20 protein-coding genes and 1 pseudogene are annotated in these 20,551 nt (G+C 46.1%); 7 read left to right on the top strand and 14 right to left on the bottom strand.

Annotated features, from left to right (window positions below; all coding sequences use genetic code 11):
• Positions 1–166 precede the first annotated feature (166 nt).
• On the top strand, positions 167–601 hold the full coding sequence (locus ACLGGO_RS14870) for a peroxiredoxin (RefSeq protein WP_446336428.1): 435 nt from the start codon (positions 167–169) through the stop codon (positions 599–601).
• A 55-nt stretch (positions 602–656) separates the two neighbouring features.
• Here ACLGGO_RS14870 and ACLGGO_RS14865 read toward each other — a convergent pair whose 3' ends face one another.
• From ACLGGO_RS14865 to ACLGGO_RS14855, 3 genes are all read right to left on the bottom strand, one after another.
• On the bottom strand, positions 657–1,040 hold the full coding sequence (locus ACLGGO_RS14865) for a hypothetical protein (protein ID WP_446336427.1): 384 nt from the start codon (positions 1,038–1,040) through the stop codon (positions 657–659).
• A gap of 103 nt (positions 1,041–1,143) precedes the next feature.
• Positions 1,144–2,037, bottom strand: a complete 894-nt coding sequence (locus ACLGGO_RS14860) for an ABC transporter permease (RefSeq protein ID WP_446419881.1) — start codon at positions 2,035–2,037, stop codon at positions 1,144–1,146.
• Positions 2,038–2,416: 379 nt separating this feature from the next.
• Positions 2,417–3,439, bottom strand: a complete 1,023-nt coding sequence (locus tag ACLGGO_RS14855; protein ID WP_446372002.1) for an ATP-binding cassette domain-containing protein — start codon at positions 3,437–3,439, stop codon at positions 2,417–2,419.
• A gap of 248 nt (positions 3,440–3,687) precedes the next feature.
• On the opposite strand from ACLGGO_RS14855, the gene ACLGGO_RS14850 reads away from it, so the two are divergent.
• Positions 3,688–4,494, top strand: coding sequence for a Uma2 family endonuclease (locus ACLGGO_RS14850; RefSeq protein WP_446336214.1), 807 nt, complete (start codon positions 3,688–3,690; stop codon positions 4,492–4,494).
• Between the two features lie 91 nt (positions 4,495–4,585).
• On the opposite strand, the gene ACLGGO_RS14845 is transcribed toward ACLGGO_RS14850, so the two are convergent.
• The gene (locus tag ACLGGO_RS14845) at positions 4,586–5,272 is read right to left on the bottom strand and encodes a hypothetical protein (protein ID WP_446336213.1); all 687 of its coding nucleotides are present in this window, start codon (positions 5,270–5,272) and stop codon (positions 4,586–4,588) included.
• A 267-nt stretch (positions 5,273–5,539) separates the two neighbouring features.
• Positions 5,540–5,671, bottom strand: a complete 132-nt coding sequence (locus tag ACLGGO_RS14840; RefSeq protein ID WP_446419880.1) for a hypothetical protein — start codon at positions 5,669–5,671, stop codon at positions 5,540–5,542.
• Positions 5,672–5,910: 239 nt separating this feature from the next.
• Here ACLGGO_RS14840 and fghA point away from each other — a divergent pair, with 239 nt between their 5' ends.
• Positions 5,911–6,765, top strand: a complete 855-nt coding sequence (gene fghA / locus ACLGGO_RS14835) for an S-formylglutathione hydrolase (protein ID WP_446336211.1) — start codon at positions 5,911–5,913, stop codon at positions 6,763–6,765.
• 65 nt (positions 6,766–6,830) lie between these two features.
• On the opposite strand, the gene ACLGGO_RS14830 is transcribed toward fghA, so the two are convergent.
• Positions 6,831–8,066: an LL-diaminopimelate aminotransferase gene (locus ACLGGO_RS14830; protein ID WP_446419879.1), complete on the bottom strand. Its 1,236-nt coding sequence runs from the start codon at positions 8,064–8,066 to the stop codon at positions 6,831–6,833.
• A gap of 331 nt (positions 8,067–8,397) precedes the next feature.
• Here ACLGGO_RS14830 and ACLGGO_RS14825 point away from each other — a divergent pair, with 331 nt between their 5' ends.
• Entirely contained in the window at positions 8,398–9,861 is a 1,464-nt protein-coding gene (locus tag ACLGGO_RS14825; RefSeq protein ID WP_446419878.1) for a glycosyltransferase family 39 protein, read from the top strand.
• Positions 9,862–10,320: 459 nt separating this feature from the next.
• Here ACLGGO_RS14825 and ACLGGO_RS14820 read toward each other — a convergent pair whose 3' ends face one another.
• The 7 genes and pseudogenes from ACLGGO_RS14820 to ACLGGO_RS14790 form a co-directional block, all read right to left on the bottom strand.
• Positions 10,321–11,967 carry a GspE/PulE family protein gene (locus ACLGGO_RS14820; protein WP_446419877.1) on the bottom strand — a complete coding sequence of 549 codons (1,647 nt, stop codon included), beginning with the start codon at positions 11,965–11,967 and terminating at the stop codon, positions 10,321–10,323.
• A 249-nt stretch (positions 11,968–12,216) separates the two neighbouring features.
• Positions 12,217–12,543 carry a hypothetical protein gene (locus ACLGGO_RS14815; RefSeq protein WP_446419876.1) on the bottom strand — a complete coding sequence of 109 codons (327 nt, stop codon included), beginning with the start codon at positions 12,541–12,543 and terminating at the stop codon, positions 12,217–12,219.
• 216 nt (positions 12,544–12,759) lie between these two features.
• Positions 12,760–13,659, bottom strand: a complete 900-nt coding sequence (locus ACLGGO_RS14810) for a ricin-type beta-trefoil lectin domain protein (RefSeq protein ID WP_446419875.1) — start codon at positions 13,657–13,659, stop codon at positions 12,760–12,762.
• A gap of 456 nt (positions 13,660–14,115) precedes the next feature.
• Positions 14,116–14,418: a hypothetical protein gene (locus ACLGGO_RS14805; RefSeq protein WP_446419874.1), complete on the bottom strand. Its 303-nt coding sequence runs from the start codon at positions 14,416–14,418 to the stop codon at positions 14,116–14,118.
• 121 nt (positions 14,419–14,539) lie between these two features.
• Positions 14,540–15,396, bottom strand: a pseudogene (locus ACLGGO_RS14800) (sulfite exporter TauE/SafE family protein).
• 88 nt (positions 15,397–15,484) lie between these two features.
• Positions 15,485–16,024 (bottom strand): rhodanese-like domain-containing protein, encoded by a 540-nt coding sequence (locus tag ACLGGO_RS14795; RefSeq protein WP_446419873.1) that lies wholly within the window; start codon positions 16,022–16,024, stop codon positions 15,485–15,487.
• A gap of 78 nt (positions 16,025–16,102) precedes the next feature.
• Positions 16,103–16,801, bottom strand: coding sequence for an MBL fold metallo-hydrolase (locus ACLGGO_RS14790; RefSeq protein WP_446419872.1), 699 nt, complete (start codon positions 16,799–16,801; stop codon positions 16,103–16,105).
• A 108-nt stretch (positions 16,802–16,909) separates the two neighbouring features.
• Here ACLGGO_RS14790 and ACLGGO_RS14785 point away from each other — a divergent pair, with 108 nt between their 5' ends.
• The 3 genes from ACLGGO_RS14785 to ACLGGO_RS14775 all read left to right on the top strand — a co-directional run bounded on the left by ACLGGO_RS14785 (position 16,910) and on the right by ACLGGO_RS14775 (position 19,563).
• The gene (locus ACLGGO_RS14785) at positions 16,910–17,032 is read left to right on the top strand and encodes a hypothetical protein (protein WP_446336202.1); all 123 of its coding nucleotides are present in this window, start codon (positions 16,910–16,912) and stop codon (positions 17,030–17,032) included.
• A 79-nt stretch (positions 17,033–17,111) separates the two neighbouring features.
• Positions 17,112–18,830 carry a GTPase HflX gene (hflX, locus tag ACLGGO_RS14780; protein WP_446336215.1) on the top strand — a complete coding sequence of 573 codons (1,719 nt, stop codon included), beginning with the start codon at positions 17,112–17,114 and terminating at the stop codon, positions 18,828–18,830.
• A gap of 337 nt (positions 18,831–19,167) precedes the next feature.
• Positions 19,168–19,563: a hypothetical protein gene (locus ACLGGO_RS14775; protein WP_446419871.1), complete on the top strand. Its 396-nt coding sequence runs from the start codon at positions 19,168–19,170 to the stop codon at positions 19,561–19,563.
• On the opposite strand, the gene ACLGGO_RS14770 is transcribed toward ACLGGO_RS14775, so the two are convergent.
• On the bottom strand, positions 19,506–20,381 hold the full coding sequence (locus ACLGGO_RS14770) for an SDR family oxidoreductase (RefSeq protein ID WP_446419870.1): 876 nt from the start codon (positions 20,379–20,381) through the stop codon (positions 19,506–19,508). The genes ACLGGO_RS14775 and ACLGGO_RS14770 overlap by 58 nt on opposite strands.
• Between the last annotated feature and the right edge of the window lie 170 nt (positions 20,382–20,551).

Below are 20,551 nucleotides of genomic sequence, written 5' to 3'. Positions count from 1 at the left end.
CGAAGCGTCGGAAACACAGCCCTACTGGTCTGGTTGTAGAAACCCAGACCTCAACGAAGTAGGTCTGGGTAGTTCATACACTACATTTTCCAATCGAGTCCACCGATAATCCGTAGTAAAGTGAAGAATAGTCAATAGCGTAGTAAACACAAAGGGAAAAAGACTTATGGCTTTAAGCGTTGGTGATAAAGCTCCGGCATTTACCGCCAAAGATGATGCAGGGAATACCGTTTCCCTTTCTGACTTGGCTGGGAAAACAGTAGTTCTCTATTTTTATCCCAAAGACGATACCCCAGGTTGCACCAAAGAAGCCCAAAGCTTTCGGGACAACTACGCGGAATATCAAGGCAAAGATATGGTTGTTCTCGGTGTCAGTATGGATGATGAGGCATCCCATAAGCAATTTAAGGAGAAGTATGGCTTGCCTTTCCAATTGCTCGCTGATCCGGATGGCACGATTACCAAAGCTTATGATGTTGAAGGCGGTGGTTACTCCAAGCGCGTCACCTATGTGATTAACGGCGAAGGTACGATCACTTATGTTGATGAAAAGGTGAAAACCGATTCCCACGCTAAGGATATCTTAGCCAGCATGAGCTAGCTTTCTTGTTCCCAGGCAAAGCCTGGGAATGCTTTTCGGGAGGTTCTACCTCCAGTTATCTAATTCTTGAGCCAGCCGGAGTAGACGAGTTATTCGGTTGAGCTTGTTGTTGATTTCTTAAGCGTTCCATTTGTAGACGGCGGAACTCCTGCGTCGCATTGTCTAGGTTTTGATCCAGTTCGCTGTTAAATGTATCCGTATCAACACTTAAACGGGAACGATGGATAAAATCAAAGACACTGTTGCCAGTCGTTCCCGTGAGTGGATCTCGCTCATTTTGGCGATTATCCATACCTTCTAGGGGATTTACCCGTTCAGCCGATTGTGCGATCGCAGATTCAGGGATAATGGCTGAGATAATGCCAACAGCCACTCCTAATGCTAGGGGAGCGAACAGGGTTGAGGTGAGTGCCGGAGTTAAGAGAGTGTTTATCTTCATGGCAGTTAGCCTGTTTATGTTAGAAATATGATTAGCCGTTCTACCGATAAGGACACGGCAGTGCCGTGTCCCTACTATAGCGCCTTAAATAATCTGGAATTTTTTAGGCAAATCGGCGTCGTAGCAATGGACTAATGATAACTAATGCGGCGGCGGCAAAGCCAAACAGGACTAAAACAGCCCCGCCAAACGTAATTGATGCCCAAGGCGCTTCCATGACAACACTACCTAAAGACCAATCCCCATGGAGGTAGAGATAGCGAATTGGTTCTATCGCATAACTCAAGGGATTGAGACTAGCGACAAGCTGTAACCATTTTGGCATAAAGGATAGCGGCGCTAGGGCAGTGCTGGCAAATAGCAGGGGTAAGTTGGTGACAAAAATGACCGCAATGAGTTCAATATGACCCGGAAGCACAAATGCGAGTCCTAAACTTAATGCTGTCATCCCGATTACCAGCAAGAAAACGATCAGCGCGATCGCACCGAGTCCGGCTATATTGGGAACACCCGCACCCATAACCGCACTAGCCGCAACAATCACCACCGCTTGGATAAAGCTGAGGGCGACGATATAGATAGCTGATGCGGCAACAATGGAGAAGCGAGACGCCAGAGGTGCGACGAGTAAACGGTTGAGAAAGCCAAATTCCCGATCAAACATCACCGGTAACCCCGCATTGAGCGCACCAGCGAAGGCGGTAAATACAATTACACCAGCACTCAAGAATTGGGCGTATGATAAGCTTTCACCGAAGAGTCCTTTTGGCGCATTTTGAAATAACGCCCCAAACAGAATCAGCCACATTAACGGCTGAATTACCCCAGCAATTAATGTAGATGGGCGTCGTTGCAGTTGGATAAACAGGCGCTTGGTGAGTGCCAAGGTTTCTTGGACAAATTCACCCACACCCGCCTTATCACTAACAGGGACTTGACTTACCACGTCGGGTTGCCAATTAATTTCCGGTTTCGATGGTGTTACAGTTCCACTCATAATTTTGGTTATTAGTTATTAGTTATTGGTCATTCGTCATTTGTCATTTGTCATTTGTCGCAACTGTAATCCCTGGGGGCGGGTTTAGTCATATCAGGGTGCAAACCTTCCCGTTAGTGGTAAAACCCGCCCCTACACACAGACGCTTGTGTCATCATGTCTGGAACATGACTCCCCCATCTCCCTCATCTCCCTCATCTCTCTCTCCCCCTGCTTCCCCACCCCCCCCCCCCCCCCCCCCCCCCCCCCCCCCCCCCTCCCCCCCCCCCCCCCCCTCCCCCCCCCCCCCCCCCCTCCCCCCCCCCCCGCTCCCCCAGCTCCCCCCGCTTCCCCTGCTCCCCCTGCTCCCCCTGCTCCCCCTGCTCCCCCTGCTCTCTCATCATTCCTTCATCCGTTGCTTTTTCTCGGCTTTTGCATCTCGTGTTCCCGCCGCCGCGAGTTCAGCATCCATTAGGGTTTGACCGGTGGCGGCTAAGTAGACATCATCTAAACTAGGTCGGGATTGGGCTATGCCAAAGATGGGTAATCCGGCGTCTTTTAAGGATTGCTGAATGTTAGTCAATGCATCGCTTTGAGGTTTGACGACTAAGTTTAGGGAATTCCCTTGCGCCGTATTAATAATCACTTCTTGGACAAAGGGTAACACCTCAAGCTTTTCCTTAGCATTTTGGGCTTCTTCCATGGGAGAGAATTCCCGGATGCGGAGGGTAATGCGATCGCCACCCACGTTATCCTTTAACTGAGAGGGCGTACCTTCGGCAATGACAACGCCTTTGTGGATAATTGCCACGCGATCGGCTAAAATATCTATTTCTTCCAAATAGTGGCTGGTAATAAATATAGTGGTGCCAGCGTTTTGCAGTTGACGCAGGAAATTCCACACCACCACCCGACTCTCGATATCGAGTCCCACGGTGGGTTCATCAAGAACTAAAACATCGGGTTTATGGAGTAAGCCAGAGGCTAAATCCAGACGCTTGCGGATTCCGCCGGAATAGGTTCCTGTCTTTTTATCGGCATACTCCTGCAAGCCGAGCACCTCTATCATGGTATTGACGCGCTCTTTGGCAACGCTGCTGGGTAGGTGATATAAATCCCCTTGCAGTTGCAGTAACTCGCGACCTGTCAATACTTTATCTAATGCCACTTCCTGGGCGACATAACCGATGCGGCGGCGGACGGCTCTAGGATTCGCGATCGCAGAAATTCCCGATACCTCAATCTTACCCGCGTCTGGTTTACTTAAGGTACACAGACAGCGAATCGTTGTGGTTTTTCCCGCTCCATTCGGACCGAGTAAGCCAAAAATCTCACCGGCTTCGACGTTCAGGGAGATGTCCTTCACGGCTTCGACATCCCCGTAGTATTTTTTTAGGTTCTCGATTAAGACGGCGGCAGCCATATATCGTTCTATACCTGAGTTGGCTATACAAATCTAAACAATTAGCTGTCTTCTTATTGTAAGGGGTTTGTTAGGAGTGGGGGGCGATCGGTTAAAATGCACATATTTTTTAAATTGTCAACCCGCCATAGATTGAAGAGCGGAGGTACACTGGCAGGATAAATCTTGGCATGAGGTGCTGCGGTTGATTGTGGCTATGATTGTTTAGTGCTACATTAAACAGGATAAAAACAAACCGAGCTCGTGCGATGTCAGCCGATGCTACTCAACAAAAAACATTCCTAAATACAATCCCCGACTGGGAACCACCCCTACCCCCAACCGACCTAATTTTCGACGACGGAGAACCCTTGGAAAGCAACCGCCACCGCATTGCCATGAATGCCCTCATTCGGTTGATGCTGGTTGCCCAATCCGGTCAAACCGATTACTTTACCTCTGGCAATATGTTCATCTACTACAGTAGTGAACAAGTGCGTAACCGAGATTTTAGAGGACCCGATTTCTTTGTCGTTTTAAACGTAGACGGAACGCAAGAACGCCTGGGTTGGGTGGTTTGGGAAGAAAATGGTCGCTATCCTGATGTCATTGTGGAACTAATGTCCCCCTCCACCGCCGCCGTGGATTTGGGTGTCAAAAAAGATATCTACGAGCAAATCTTCCGCACCCCTGATTACTTTGTTTTTGACCCTTTTGACCCGAATTCGTTACAGGGTTGGCATTTAGATGCTAATCAACAGTATCAACTCCTAACACCCAATGGGCAAGGTCGATTATGGTGTCAGCGTTTGCAGTTATGGTTGGGAACTTGGAAAGGAGAAATTGAGGGAAAACCCGCGATTTGGCTGCGTTTCTTTGACTCAGAAGGGAATTTAATTCCTTTGCCCGAAGAAGCAGCAGAACAGGCGAGACAACAAGAAGCCCAAGCCCGAAAACAAGCAGAACAGGCACAACGAGACGCGATTCCTCGATTATTGGCAATGGGATTAACCATGGAACAGGTAGCAGAGGCGTTAGGATTATCAGTGGATGAGATTAATCGGAATGTGCCGTGAGGATGAAATCAGTGTGGCACACCTGAGCAGAATGTCATGCTCCTTATAGATGGTGGGCAATGCCCACCCTACGGTACTTTCTGCCTTGTTGTTAACGCTCGTATTCGACATAATCCACTTGTCTATCATCAAGAGGAGGCGGTATTACTTCAGTGCGTCGTCTAGCTGAGGGGGCGTAAGGAAGCGCATTGTAGGGATGGGGAACAACGTAAGTCGTCCGAGATTGACGCGGTTGTTGTTGTCGCGACAGCACCGCCAATAATCCCACCACGACTACACCCCCACTAATCGTTACCGCCATACCCCCCAATCCCCAAACCAAGCCGGAAATAATCGAATTATCTGGCTCAGACTGCGCCAGAGGAGTTACAGGGGGCGCTGCTTCAATCCGAGGTGGTATGAAACTATTGGGATTATTGGGATTATTGGGATTATTTTGTCCCAAAAGATTATCAATCAACGCTTGCTGGTTTTGCACCTGCGCTTTTAACTGTTCAGTTTCGGCGCGTTGCTGCTCCAGCATGGCTCTCATGCGTTCTACTGTAACCTGCTGCTGTTCAAAATCATTCCCTGGAAAACCCGGTGTCGTCTGAGTTGGCATTTGCGGGTTCTGCCCATAAGTAGGATTATAGGGATTATAAGGATTGCTCTGTGGAAGTTGAGCCGTTTGAGAGGGAGGAGCATTCGTAATGCCAAGACTGTCTCCGCCTTTCATCATAAACAGAAGCGCTACCCCCGCAAAGGCAGCCCCTGTCAGGAATGCCATACCATCACTCATCGCTCTTACCTCACATTTAAAACTGAACTACCACTCATTGTCACTGAATAGACTGACTGCCATTGGTGTGACTTTACTCCTTATGAGTTTATACGCCATTGATTCTATTGGGGGGTTCTCTAGCTATTCTCCGTTTTCTAATTGAAAACGAGAAAGGCTCAATTGTCCATCCCCAAGGATCTTAAAACGTTTCCAGGTGGTATCACCAGAGTTATAAGAATTTCTATATGTATAGAGTTAAAGGTAAATCTACTCTACTATAGCCGCTCAATCCGGATAGTGCTTTGATTTTAGACCATCCAGCGCTCCTGCGATCGCGCCCTCGGCATCACTCCAAAAGAAAGCCAGGGAACATAAGGGGTAGGAGAGAATGTTTCCAGATGAGCGAGCAGATACCATAGCCGCTTTTTCCGCCTGTGACAACTCTACCCCCTAGACAGCGTTCCCGAATAATCACTCATCTCCAGCAGACGATGCTAGCCTGCTTGTGGGACAATAAAACAAGACTGACGCTTGCTTCATGCTTTATCGGATCAATAGTGAATATTAGTCGTCTTGCGGGTATGGGTTGTGCGTCAGGTATCAAAACAGCCGACTTAAAAAGCCACATCTACTGCCGATCACTACATAATTAATCTATGTCCACAGCCCCCAAAATTATCTCAGAAAATCGATGCTTCGGTGGTACAGTTGGCTTTTACTCCCATCCCTCTCAAACCTGCAACACTAAAATGCGGTTTGCCGTTTACCAACCGCCTCAAGCCAAATCAGAACGAGTCCCCGTTCTCTATTTCCTTTCCGGCTTAACCTGTACCGAAGAAAATTTCATGGCAAAAGCCGGAGCACAGCAATTTGCGGCGAAGTATGGATTAATGCTAGTGACGCCGGATACCAGTCCCCGCGATACAGGAATTCCGGGAGAAAATGACGACTGGGACTTCGGTACAGGAGCCGGTTTTTACGTCGATGCGACAGTAGAACCCTGGTCAGATCATTATCAAATGTATAGCTATGTGGTTCAGGAATTGCCGGCAATCATTGCCCAACATTTCCCGGCTCAAATCGATCATCAAGGCATTTTTGGTCATTCCATGGGGGGTCATGGAGCGCTGATTTGTGCCTTAAGAAACCCTGAGCAATATACATCCGTTTCCGCCTTAGCCCCCATTGCGGCACCAACACAGTGCCCTTGGGGACAAAAAGCATTTACAAATTATTTGGGTGAAGATGAAGAAAGCTGGCGCATCTATGATGCTAGCGAATTAGTTTTAACCGTTGGATATAAACGCCCAATTCTCATTGATCAAGGAACAGCCGATCCCTTTTTAGAAAAGCAGCAATTGCTTCCCGGTATCTTTGCCCAAGCCTGTGAAAAAGCTGGGGTTCCTTTAACATTACGCTTCCAAGAAGGGTATAATCACAGCTATTATTTTATTTCCTCGTTCGTTAAAGACCACATTCGCCATCACGCGGCGGTGTTAAAGCAAAATTGATCCCCTCGAAAAGATTTCTAAATTAGAACCCCGGCTTCTTAAAGCAGTCGGGGTTCTGCTAGAGTCTAAACCTTAAACTTCTGGGTAATTCGCTTCATCGCCTCTTCCACATTCTCCCGACTATTAAACGCCGAAATCCGGAAATAGCCTTCACCCGCCGCCCCAAATCCAGAACCGGGCGTTCCGACAACATAACAGGTTTGTAGTAACTTATCGAAGAAATCCCAACTGGATAAACCATTGGGTGTCTTCACCCAAATATAAGGTGCATGAACCCCTCCATACACACTTAATCCCGCTTCCGTTAATTTCTGACGAATAATCGTGGCGTTTTCCAAATAAAAGTGAACCAACGCCTTCACCTGCGCTTGTCCCTCATCAGAATAAACCGCCTCAGCCCCCCGTTGCACAATATAGGACACACCATTAAACTTGGTAGACTGGCGGCGATTCCACAGCTTCCAGAGTTCCACATCTGAACCATCTGATGCTTTCGCGGTTAAGGTTTTGGGGACAACTGTCAACGCACAACGAGTTCCAGTAAACCCCGCATTCTTAGAAAACGAACGAAACTCGATCGCACAATCTCGCGCCCCTTCAATTTCATAGATAGAATGGGGTAGACTCTCGTCGGTGATAAACGCTTCATAAGCCGCGTCAAAGAAAATAATTGACCCATTCGCTTTCGCATAATCCACCCACGCCTTCAGGTTTTCCTGAGTAGCCGTAGCGCCTGTGGGATTATTCGGGAAGCACAGATAAATCAAATCCACCTTCTGAGACGGAATCTCTGCTGTAAAATTATTCTCGGCGGTAATCGGCAAATAGACTAATCCCTCAAATTCACCCTTCTCGTTCACCTCTCTGGTATGTCCCGCCATCACATTTGTGTCCACGTAGACGGGATAAACGGGGTCAGTTACGGCAATTTTGTTAGTTTTGCCAAAAATATCTAGAATATTGCCCGTATCGCACTTAGAACCGTCGGAGATGAAGATTTCCGACGCATCCACCTGACATCCCCGCGCATGGAAATCCTGGGCGGCTATTTTCTCCCGCAGCCAGGGATACCCCTGTTCGGGTCCATAGCCTCGGAAGGACTCCCGATTCCCCATATCCTCTACCGCTTGAATCATCGCGGTGCGACAGGCTTCGGGTAAGGGTTCGGTAACATCGCCAATTCCCAGTTTAATAATATCGGCATCGGGGTTAGCTTGAGCAAAGGTATTCACCCGGCGGGCAATTTCGGGAAACAGGTAGCCGGCTTTGAGTTTCAGGTAGTTATCGTTGATAGTTGCCATAGTGAGTTGCTAAGAACGTCGTAAACCAGCTTACTGCTAACTGTAGCGCTTGCATCACCGACTACTAGGGATGCTACATCGATAGAACTCAATCAATAAAATCATGGGAAACTGTAGAGATGCTTCTTGCATCGCGTCTTTCCGGGGCTCTTTTCACTGTTATCGTTTTTTACCTCACAACAGAACAGATGCAACTAAACCCGACCCGATTGAGTGCCAGGATTAATATTAATCTATCTTTATAATTAAAGCGAATTGGTATGATTGACTATTGATTTCCAGGAATATTGCTGATACAATCCACCCATAATTATTTTTTTGAGAACAGAAAATGTTAAGAATATCACAAAAATTGTCTAACTTCAGTCGGTTAAGACAATGGCTTCCCATCAGCCTAATTATGCTACTGGCGACAATTCTATATCTTTATAAACTTGAGCAACGAGGTCTGTGGATTGATGAGTTCATTAGTATTGCCGATGCTCAAGATGTTAGTTTTAATCGGGGACGCCTTCTCTATTACATCCTGCTCCATTTCTGGATGCTATTCGGTAACAGTGATGCTTGGTTACGAGGACTAGGGATTATTTTTGCATTAGGCAGTGTTTTCCTGGTTTATCGGCTGGGGCGTTATTTATTTACCGACGCCATTGGTTTAATGGCGGCTTTGATGTTAACCCTTTCGCCCTTATTTATCAATCACGCCCAAGAAGTCCGTTACTACACAATGACTGTTTGCTTGGGATTAGGGGGAACCTTGGCACTTGCTTATGCTCTTGACCATCCGACAAATCTTTCCAGTCGCTTTTGGTGGGTTTTTACCCGGTTTATGGCAATCATTACCACACCACTAAATGGTGCCTTGTTATTTCCTGATCTCATTATAGTCGGGATGAAATATTATCGGCATCCCTCCCGACTCATCAAGTTCGGTACAGCATTTTTGCTCATCCTCGTCGCCAGTATTCCTGTTGGGTTATCGGTTCAAGACTCATCCGGGGCGCATCGGCTAATTCTGCCGATTCCGGGTGTGAATGAGGTGTTACGGGAACTGAGAATATTGACCGCTTTTTCCTACCCGCCACCTCCCCCTTATTTAACTCGCTTTCTGCAACTTTATATCCTCATGGTGGTGGCTGTCATCGGGATTGCTGTTTTCCAGAAACGACAATCAGAGAAGCTGATTTGGGTTTTAGCTTGGGCATTTGTGCCAACAGCAACCATTCTAGTATTTTCTCACCTCTTTTTCTCAATTTGGAATACCCGTTATGTGATGCTTGTCTTGCCGTACATTCTCATCCTTATAGCGATTGGATTTCGAGAGATTTGGTCTCAGTGGCGTCCCATTGCTTGGGGGATAGCCGTTGTTTATGCTATTGCTGTCAGTAGTGGCTTATTTTACTATTACACCACCCAAAAACGCTACATGGGAGCATCAGATCATTATCGCCGCGTCGCCCAACTCATCAACGCAAATGAAAAACCCAATGATATTATTGTCTGGTCAATTATTCATAAATTAGCTTTACCGCTCGAACACTACCATCGCGGTTCTGCTCCCATTTATGTCAAAAATTTAATTGAATTTGAAACGAATAAAGACGACATTCAAAAAATCGATGTGGAAAATTGGCTGCGCGAATTACCACCAATTGAATCACGTTTATGGATTGTTTATGGCAATACAACTAATCAGGTACTACGGCAGGGAATTGAAGAAAAATTTTATCTTGAACTTGAACAAAAAATCGGTGGCTTGAATGTATTTCTAGTTAAACCAAAGCCCCAGGATTAGATTAAGGCTTATTAGGTCGATTAAAAAGGATCATAGCCATATTGTGAGATGAGCCTACCGGAAGCGAACAAAAGCGCTCAAACTCTATCAACTTAGGGATTGAGTTTATGTGTCCTATCTTCCTTTCGTTCTGTAGGGGCGAGTCGCTGAACTATCTTTAAGGGGAAATGCATTAATTTATCCGACTCGCCCCACTATCGTTACCGGGAAAACTCTTAGTTGTGTTGAGGAATTCTCGTCTTTAGTTCATTCCTGATCAAGGATAACCTGGTGGGTTAGGTTGGATAGGGAATTAAGGGGTTTGTTTCCTCAATTAAACACCGCCTAACCCACCCTACTGGTTGCGGTTGATCGGGGTTTATAGGGCGGCACATTTTCCCATGATAAAAAAATACCTCAAACCACCCAAAAAGTCAAGGGCTGAGGTACACCTACAAAGCCATAAATTAATTGCCTCTTTTAGGGAACCTTTCGGTATAAAGCACTGTGCGGTAACACCCGCAATACCTCGGTTAACGTAGTAACTCCCTGCGTCACCTTTTCAATTGCCGCCATCCGAAACGAATCAAAACTAATTTCCTCTAAATACTGATGTAACTGCGTCATACTTCCCTCATAAATTAACTGCCGCACCCTATCATCAACATTTAAAATTTCCACAATCGCTTCCCGCCCTAAATAGCCAGAATTAAAGCATTTAGAACAACCCTTTCCCTGACGCCAAGCTTGGGGATTCGCCTCCTCCCTCGATACCCCTAATTTTCGTAAATCATTTTCCGTGGGATTGTAAGGTTCGGCACAGTGGGGGCAGATTTTCCGGACTAAACGCTGTGCCACAATCCCTAATAATGCATCACTGACTAAACCCGGATCAGGTCCAATATCTTTAAGCCGAGGAATCGCACTCACTGCATCATTAGTATGCAACGTGGTTAAAACCAAATGTCCCGTTAATGCAGCACGAATCGCCGTTTCTGCCGTTTCGTTATCCCGGATTTCGCCCACCATAATAATATCCGGATCTTGGCGTAAAATAGCACGTAAACCCGCCGCTAATGTCATCCCCGCCGCTTCATGAACTTGGGTTTGAGTAATCCGAGGTAAAACATATTCTACCGGATCTTCTACTGTCACCACATTCACATGTTCAGTTGCCACAAATTGCAATGAATTGTACAATGTACTGGTTTTCCCCGAACCCGTGGGACCGGTAAGAATAACCATTCCTTGGGGTTGTTGTAACCAATTCTTATAGATATCCAGTTTCTTCTGTGAAAATCCCAAATCGGCTAAACCCGAAAAGGGATTTCGTCGGGGAAGTAAGCGAATTACTACTTTTTCTCCTCCCACACAAGGAAGGGTACTCACCCGCATATCCAATCCCAAATCCGTTTCGTCACCAGAGGTATAATGTTCGCCAATCCGCCCATCTTGGGGGCGGCGACTTTCTGCAATATCCATATTAGACATTACTTTCAGGGCGACAATACAAGGGCGACTAATATCAGCGGGTAGGGTAGTAATATTCCGGAGAATCCCATCAATCCGATAGCGCACTCGCAATCCTTCCGGTGTAGGTTCTAAGTGAATATCGCTGGCGCGGTTGCGGAGGGCACCGGAGATAATGGTTTTAATCCGAGTAATTTGGTTATCGGCTTTCTTGAGATAAAGTTCGGTGGTTTCAGTAATATCTTCGGGTTCTGACTCCCCAGTAATCGGATTAACTGGGGACGTGGATGTGATATTATTACCGTTATAGGTTTGACTCAGATGCCAAGTGCGATAACTCTTGGGGGCTATAGGAATAATCTTAACCTCCGTCAGGGTGCGATCGCACAATGTCTGAATCGCTTCTGGTGTCAGAGAGATGGGACATCCCAAATAGTAACAACCGCGCCAAAGTAACAGGGGAATCACCGGGGGTAAGTCGCTGCGATTGGAGAGTTGGCGAAAGAAGCGAGTGCTGACTTCGGCGTCAAGTTGATCGATGTTGAGGATTCCGCGATTATCGACTAAGAGGTTGAGGGCAAATTCACAGCTAATTTCTCGGTTTACTAATTTCTGCCAAGCCGTCTTTTGGCTAGGCATTAAAGGAGTAATCGTCATAATGTTTTTCTGAATTCTATTGTTTACAAAACTTTACAACCCTTAATTTCACAATAACGGAATTGCCGTTTGATTGTCAAATCGGATTTCCGGTTCCCTCCCCTGATCAAGGGGAGGGTTAGGGAGGGGTCAGATCAAGGTATGGCTTTATTTTTGAAGCTTCAGTTGACACATAAGACCGAACTGCGCTATTTATTCCCTGTGTTCTAAGCTTAATTTAGCAATCATAATTTATATAGCAGATTACTTTTACTCTTTGCTTAACTGATTTGCTTCCTGTGTTTCGGCTGAAGGAATAAGCCATCGATTTTCTTGAGCTTGTTTAGGCGTTAAACAAACCAGACTTGCCTGATTTTCTCGACAAATGTTCCCATTTAACCAATAGGGTTTACTCCAGATTTGCCAATTGGGTGTAGCCAGAATTGAGGAAATGGATTGACTTGAGTGTGATTCGGGATAGATTGGCTGAGAACCTCCACCCGCTTGTGCCTTTGACACCAATAAACCAAAGAACAACAATTTCAACAAAAATATCTTGCTCCAAAATATTGTCTTTGTAGCCAAGAATCTATTCATAATTTTTACTCCTGATGTCAAGGTAGTGATTGCTATTAGATAAGTGGGGAAAGGGCGCACATTGGCAAAGGGCGCACGTCGGTGCGCCCCTACAGATAATCTGTGTTGCACCAAAAGGAGAACCGTTATAGGTGATGAGCCAGGGTTGACAAGATTTTCGCCAAGTCAACCCTAAGCTAAAAGATTATGGCGACTCAATCGAATGCTGATTCACGATTAGTTAGTGCGCCAACGTTGATTAGGATTACCCGAATTACAGTCCCACAAATGAACCTTTCCACCGTCTTTGCGATCGGGCATATCCAGGCAGAAGTTCTTGTTAGTATTAGCCCGTTTGATTTGTAAATAGCCACCCCCTAAATCATTCAAAGCCCAGTTTTGGTCTGGATCACTTGGGTTGCAGGGCCAAACATTTACTCGTGCGCCGTTATAAAGATAATGAGCATTGAGACATTTACCTGTGGATTTGTTCTTTAACAACGTTCCCCAGTTTCCGCGTAACCGTTCAAAATGTTGGTCTGGATCACGATCATTGCGTCGCCATGATGACATAATCGGATAGCCATCAATACGATAAAAGTAATTGTTCGTATTCAGGGCGTAGTCACCAATAAAGTAGGTTTTCTGTCCACTAGGAGGGTTGGACGTGTTTCCGCGAACCCAGTAAGAAACCGTACTCGTATTTTTCGGATAGGGGTTGTACCAATTTTTACTGAAATTGTTGCAATTAAGCGAAACGCCATGACCCCCAAAGTTAGTATTATCGACAAGAATTTGCCATTTGTCTCCTAGATTGCGAACTTGACTAATTACTCCAACATGACCATAGGTTTGATTTACAAAAGTATACCGGGAAAACCCAGGTTGGAAAATTGCAATAGCACCAACTTGTGGCTGTGAAACTCGCCGAAAGCCACGGGCAGCTAGTGCTGGTCCCATGTCTTTTGCATTTCCAACGGCACCGCTAAGCCCAAAGCGTCTTTTGACATACTCTACACACTCACAGTGTTGAGCAGCTTGACTAGGAGCGGTGGAGAGAAGTATGCTTGCACCTAATCCACTTAAGGCGAAAATCGAAGTTGCTGCGATCGCAGAAATGAAACGTTTAGTCTTCATAATTCTTGTCCTGCAATAAAAATTTGCCTCGAAACAAGCAAAAAGCCGGAGAAGCGGATCACTTAAATCCACTTCACCGGCTTCGTGAGACTCACACCCATCAAATGCCTGGTGTATCTAACAGATATTGACTGATTTGTCCTTGTGCCTCAGCAGTGCCAGTCCTCTCAACCGTGCGACACGACCTGAGACAATCCTCAAAACTTTGTGCTGAATCCTATAGCTGATAAGGGTTACAGACTAGGGAGGGAGATTACGCGATCGCATCCCCCATTTTTGGCTTAATTCTCTTCTGGTCTGCTTCTTACTGGGGAAACTTGAAAAGCAAGAACGCTAACACCAGTGCCAAATTAACGAACGATCGTATCCTAACAATGAATTTCCTCCGGAAAACGAAACTTTTATATTTCTTTACAATCATGGATTGCCACTAACTTAAGAGAAATGGCACGCACCTTAAGCGGAATGTCGTAAACTTGGACGCGATCCGGGTTGACTAGAGCATGACATTCCGTTTCCGACTGTAGTTGATGAAAAAGGAGAAAACGTACCGTTCACCTTCTGTTCAACTTCCTGATTCGTAATCACATAACGGTAAGAAGTTGAACCCTGAATAATCACCCGGATTTTGTCCTCCTTAAATCGTTCGCTACTCACCTCTATACGTCCAAAACCCGTTTCACTCCACGCCTGAAGCAGGATTGTCTCCAAGCGTTGCAGGAACTCATCGATATTCGGGGTAGTAGAATCGGATGACATAACTGATGCCTCTAGGATACTGATTGTTGCTGGCGATATGTCCAACTAAATCCATTAAATATCCTATGTCCCTAGAAAAACCTACCCGAAGGTATCAAAAGGTATCAACTTCAAACTTTTCCTAAACTGGGTGGTTAACCGCAGCGACACGAGACTTGATCATCTGCTCCCCCGGCTTCTCCCTTGATTCCGTCTGACTCTGTTGTGAGGTAAAAACCTGACGATTTTGAAATAAAATAAACGCAGCTACGGCAATTAAAAAATAACCAAAAATCTTTTGTAACTGTTGAGCTTTTACATACTGCGCCAAATACGCCCCACCTAAAATCCCCACACTCGCCGCCACAATAAACGAACCCATTAATCCCCAATCGAGGGGAACTTGTCCCAAATATCCCAGAAATCCAGCCACCGAGTTACAGGCAATAATTAATAATGAAGTCCCCACAGCTTCTTTCATCGGGGTATTTCCTAATAATACCAACGCTGGAACGATCGCAAACCCACCCCCAACCCCGACTAAACCCGTCAATACGCCCACTCCTAGCCCTTCAGTTAGCATCCACAACCAACAATATTTACACACTGGTGCAGGATAATACTGCAAGTCGTGATCGGGTTTAGTTGATTTACGACTTTTGCGGATCATAAATCCAGCCGCAATCATCATCATTACCGCAAATAAAATAAGCTGAAATGTTCCGCTGACAAAAAAGGCTAACTTTGCCCCCAAAAACGCGCCTAACATCGTCGCCGCGCCGACCTTTTTATCACATTTCCTCGCCGCCAGTGCGGGATAACCCCAATCAGGCTAACGGTTCCCACGATAACCAACGTCATCGCGATCGCGCTTTTCGCTTCCACCCCCATTACATATACTAAAATGGGCAAGGCTAGCACCGAACCTCCGCCACCCATTAACCCCAAACTAATACCAATTCCGGCGGCGAGAATTAGCCCAATTATCCAAGTCGTCATTTGTCATTTGTCCTTGGTCATTTTTAATTGGTCAACACCCTGTAGGGTGGGCATTGCCCACCAATCTTAAATCAGTAACCTATCACATTTAAACTCGTTGGTTGTAAGGAAGTTTTGCCAGTAACATACCCATCGCACAGGTTCCACTCACCCCAGCAAAGACTAATCCTGCACCAACAAAACCACTCAAAATTAAAAACCAAGGAGAGACAAACGCCCCCAAGACGGTTCCCGTAAAGACTAATGTACCTGCAACAATTTGCACTTGTCGGAATAAACTAATTGGCGCATTTTTCTTCACCTGGGTTTGATAACCAGCCGCTTTCCAAGTTGGCAATCCGCCTTGAAGATGGGTCACGGATTCAACTCCCGAATCGAAGAGTTTTTGGGCGGCTTTTTTTGAGCGATTTCCGCTTTGACAGTACAATACAACCTGTTGATCTGTTTCCGGTTTAACCTCTGCGGGATTCAGGTTAGACAGTGGCATTAATTTTGCCCCAGGAATATGTTCGCTAGCATATTCTCCCGGTTCCCGCACGTCAATGAGCATCACTTGTTGACGATCCAGCCCTTGTTTTAAGGTTTGGGCATTAATTTCTTGTAGATTGTTGGCATTGGCTAAAACCATGAGTTTTTCTCCTTATCTATGTGCAAAAGTTTCTAACTTAACCTATTGGTGTAGATTTCTACAGTAATCCCTGTTTTTTTATGCTTTAATCGCTACTTTGCCACAGCGTTCGTTAGCGGGAACAGCTTCCATAATCTTTTTCGGATCAGGAAGATTTAAGTTATTCATCAATTCGATAAAGCTGGCGCGATCGCGATTCGCTAATCGGGGATTCCATTGCTTTTCTTCGCCAATTGTGGATACGGTATGTCCCCGATAATCATGACTGGGATACACCAGGGTTGCATCGGGTAAACTAAATAACTTTTGGGTAATGGAATCAAATAACGTGCCTGCATCACCGCTTTGGAAATCAGTTCGACCGCATCCCCGAATTAACAGACAATCCCCAGTCAGAACCCGATCGCGATTCACCCAATAGGCGTTATGACTATCGGTATGACCCGGAGTCGCGATCGCAACAATCTCAACTGAACCCACCATTAATACCTCACCATCCCCCAAAAAGCGGTCAGCACAAGCAGCAGAGGCATTTTGGGGAACCACACCCTGACAGTGGGTTAACTGGCGCAGTTGGGCTGTTCCGGTGACGTGATCGGCGTGAATGTGCGTTTCTAGGCAATACTGTAGGGTTAATCCCAACTCATCGAGAAGTTTGCGATCGCGATCCACCTGTTCTTTGACCGGATCGACCAAAATGGCGTCTTTTGTGGTTAAATCAGCGATGAGGTAGGTATAGGTGCTCGTTTCACTGTCAAACAGTTGACGAAATAGCATTGGCTTATCTCCCTATGACTGTTTTGATCTATTTATTTACTAAATTACTATTTAGCTATATTGACATTATCTCACCCCAGAGATACCTGTCAAGAGGGAGATGAGGAGATGCATGCATTCGTAGGGGTGAAGCATTCGCGCCCAAATCTATCGGTTTTCTACCAAAGTCCCAACGCGAATGCTTCACCCAATCCCCGGTTTGCCAATCCCCGGTTCGCCAATGACCAATGAAAAATGACCAATGACCAATGACCAAACTCGCTAAAATAAACAAAAGTAGAGTCAGGAGCCAGTTTACTGGAAGTCGCCTATCGAAACGATCTATGGCAATCTTGTGGGCTTAAAGCCTAGCCAACTCAAACAACTGCAACGCCTATATCAACAGCGCTTACCCGGCGATCACTTGACCACGCCGGAATTTGCCCAAAGGTTGGCAGCGATTAGCGCGGATATCAAACAGCCACTGTGTACCTACCTCAATCGCCGAGGACAGGTGATTCGGGTAGGAGTAGGAACACCAACTCAAACCAAAATCCCCCCCTTGGAATTACCCCGCTATGGTGCAGAACGATTGTGTGGGATTCGCTGCATTGCGACTCAACTCAAATCACATACCCTGCGTAACGCCGACTTAACCGCCATGGCGATTCAGCGTTTGGATGCTTTAGTCATGCTCACCGTGAGTGAGTCGGGATTTGAACGGCGGGGTGGTGGCGCCACCGGATATGTGCAAGAAACCTATTTAGCCCACCTGATTCCAGTTACTCAGTCCTCCAGACAAGATGGTGATGGTCAACCCAATTGGCTTATGTCCCCACCATTAAGTCTGGATCTGTTGACCAAACAAGATTTCTTGGATTTAGTCGAAGGACTCGAAGCTGAATTTCGCCGTGAATTTATCGCCCAACATGTCGATGTCGATCAAGATCGGGTGTTGATTGTGGGGGTGATGACAGGGGATATAACCAAGGAACGCTTTGAAGATGGGTTAGCCGAAATTGCCCGACTGGTGCAAACCGCCGGAGGGGAAGTATTACAGACGATGCGACAGAAGCGATCGCACCCTCATCCCCAAACCGTTGTCGGCGCGGGAAAAGTGCAGGAAATTGCCCTGACGGTGCAGACATTAGGGGCAAATCTGGTTGTATTTGACCGAGACTTATCTCCCGCCCAAGTCCGCAACTTAGAAGCCCAAACCGGGGTACGAGTCGTTGATCGCACTGAAGTAATATTAGATATATTCGCCCAACGCGCCCAATCCCGTGCCGGTAAATTACAGGTCGAATTAGCGCAGTTAGAATACATGATGCCACGCCTGACAGGTCGAGGTCAAGCTATGTCCCGGTTAGGGGGCGGAATTGGCACTCGCGGTCCTGGGGAAACCAAACTGGAAACCGAACGCCGTGCAATTCAGCGCCGGATTGCCCGATTGCAACAAGAGGTGAACCAGTTGCAGGCACATCGATCGCGGATGCGACAACGACGCCAGAAGCAGGATGTACCGACTATTTCTGTTGTTGGTTATACAAATGCTGGCAAATCGACGTTGTTAAATACATTAACTAATGCCGAAGTCTACACAGCCGATCAATTGTTTGCCACCCTCGATCCAACCACCCGACGCCTACCGATTACCGAGACGGAGACAGGGGAATCGATTAATATTCTGCTAACCGATACCGTGGGATTCATTCACGAATTACCACCCCCCCTCGTCGATTCCTTCCGCGCCACGCTAGAAGAGGTGACAGAAGCCGATGCTTTAATACATCTGGTGGATTTATCCCATCCCGCATGGCAAAATCATATTCGTTCAGTCATGTCCATTTTGGCAGACATGCCCGTGACACCCGGACCGATTCTGGTAGTGTTTAATAAGATTGACCAAGCAGACAGCGATACCCTAGCCGTAGCCCAAGAGGAATTTCCCCAAGGGGTATTTATTTCTGCTAGCCAGCGGTTAGGGCTAGAAACCCTACGGCAAAAATTAGCCCAGTTAGTTGAGTATGCGATCGCACCGCAAATGTAGATGGGGGAGTTGTCAGTTGTCAGTTGTCAGTTATCAGTTATCAGTTATCAGGAGATGGGGGAGATTGTGTAGGGGCGGGTTTCACTACTATCTTTTTGGTTATACCCAGATGTAAATAAACCCGCCCCGACTTCACGTAATGACCAATGACCAATGACCAATGACCAATGACTCAGTATAATTTCCGACTTTATCTGTCGCTTCCCTAGTCAGACATGGTTTTGAATGCAATACTTCTTTTCCGAATGATAAATGACGAAATATCCGTTGTGTCAGATTATTGAAGGGATGGATACAGAGTGCATCGTTGAGCAAACATTATTGAGTTAGGCGAGTTATGAAGCATAAGCCCTCACATCTGGGTCAGTATGTCCGATCACTCACACCATTAACAGCTCTTGTCTTTGCCGTAGAAATCAGTTTTGGCACCGCCGCACAAGCCCTACAATTTAACTTTAGTCCGTCATCGGGAACTTCTCAACAGGCACTCAATGGATTCACGGCGGCTGGAGAGCTTTGGTCTGATCTATTAATCGATGATGTTACCATCAACATTAACATTGATTTTGAGTCGCTGGGTTCTGGCATTTTAGGTCAGGCGACTAGCAACAGAGTTGGCAGGAAATATGCTAATGTTCGCATCCCTTACTACGGACGAAGGAAGGAAATGAATCCTTATGTTACTAAATACCGCTTCAGAAAACTTTCTAATGATTCCATGTTCAAATTGTAGATAGACTCAATCTCAGCAATTTGTTCCGAAGTACAGAAAAACTCATTCGTCAGTAAGGTTCGTAACGTATTTAACCCATTACGAACTTTTGGATTAACCAACTCTAACGCCGTTTTCACCCCATCAAAGACAAACAAGGGCGGATTAATAACAATCGGTTCTCGATTAAATACGCGACCAAAAATTTGAGGGATATCTTCTCGTTTCAGAATATCAGCTCCCCCCACGGGGAAAATTTGATTGTGTGCCGCTTCAATGCTAATCGAATCAACAGCAATTTTTGCCAAATCATCGGTACTCACAATAGACGAGCGATGTTTGGGGTTTCCGTTGAGCAGATAAACTCCAGTTTGGCGAAATTGCTCTGCTAATGGTAAAAGATTGGACGCAAAACCAGAAGGGCGAAGAATCGTATAAGTGATATCACTTCCTTGTAAATACTTTTCTACGGCTCGCTTCGCCTTAAAAACTGGCGCATTTTGATACTCTCGTTGTGCACCTAATACCGAAATATAAACAAACTGTTTAACTCCCTGTACTTTTGCCTGATCAATCAATTCTCGATTGGCTCGATAATCGAGTGCTTGAGCATCACCTCCAGAACCGTGGGCGCTAATAATATAATCAACCCACTGACAGGCTTTTTCAATATCTCTATCGTGGCGCAAATCACCAATAAAAACTTCTGCGCCTCGGTTTTCTAATTCCTGATAATTCGACGATAACCGGACAAACGCCCGTACTGGCAATTCCCGTTCCCTTAATACCCGGACAATCCGGCGTCCTAATCCTCCAGTAGCGCCTGTGACTAAATACATAAAAACCTCCTCTGTGTTAACATAAAGGGCGATCCGATCCTCTGTAGGGGCGGGTTTTACTACTATCTTTTCGATTGCACCTCAATGTGACTAAACCCGCCCTGTTTCTGGAGTTATTCTTGAGAGTTTGTAGTCAGCGATGCAAGCGCTTATTGCACTAAAGTGCCTAC

The organism is Coleofasciculus sp., from assembly GCF_046565525.1.
Taxonomy (GTDB): Bacteria; Cyanobacteriota; Cyanobacteriia; order Cyanobacteriales; family Coleofasciculaceae; genus Coleofasciculus.
The sequence above is the reverse complement of the archived record's forward strand: the minus strand, read 5'-3'. Positions and strand labels throughout refer to the sequence as shown.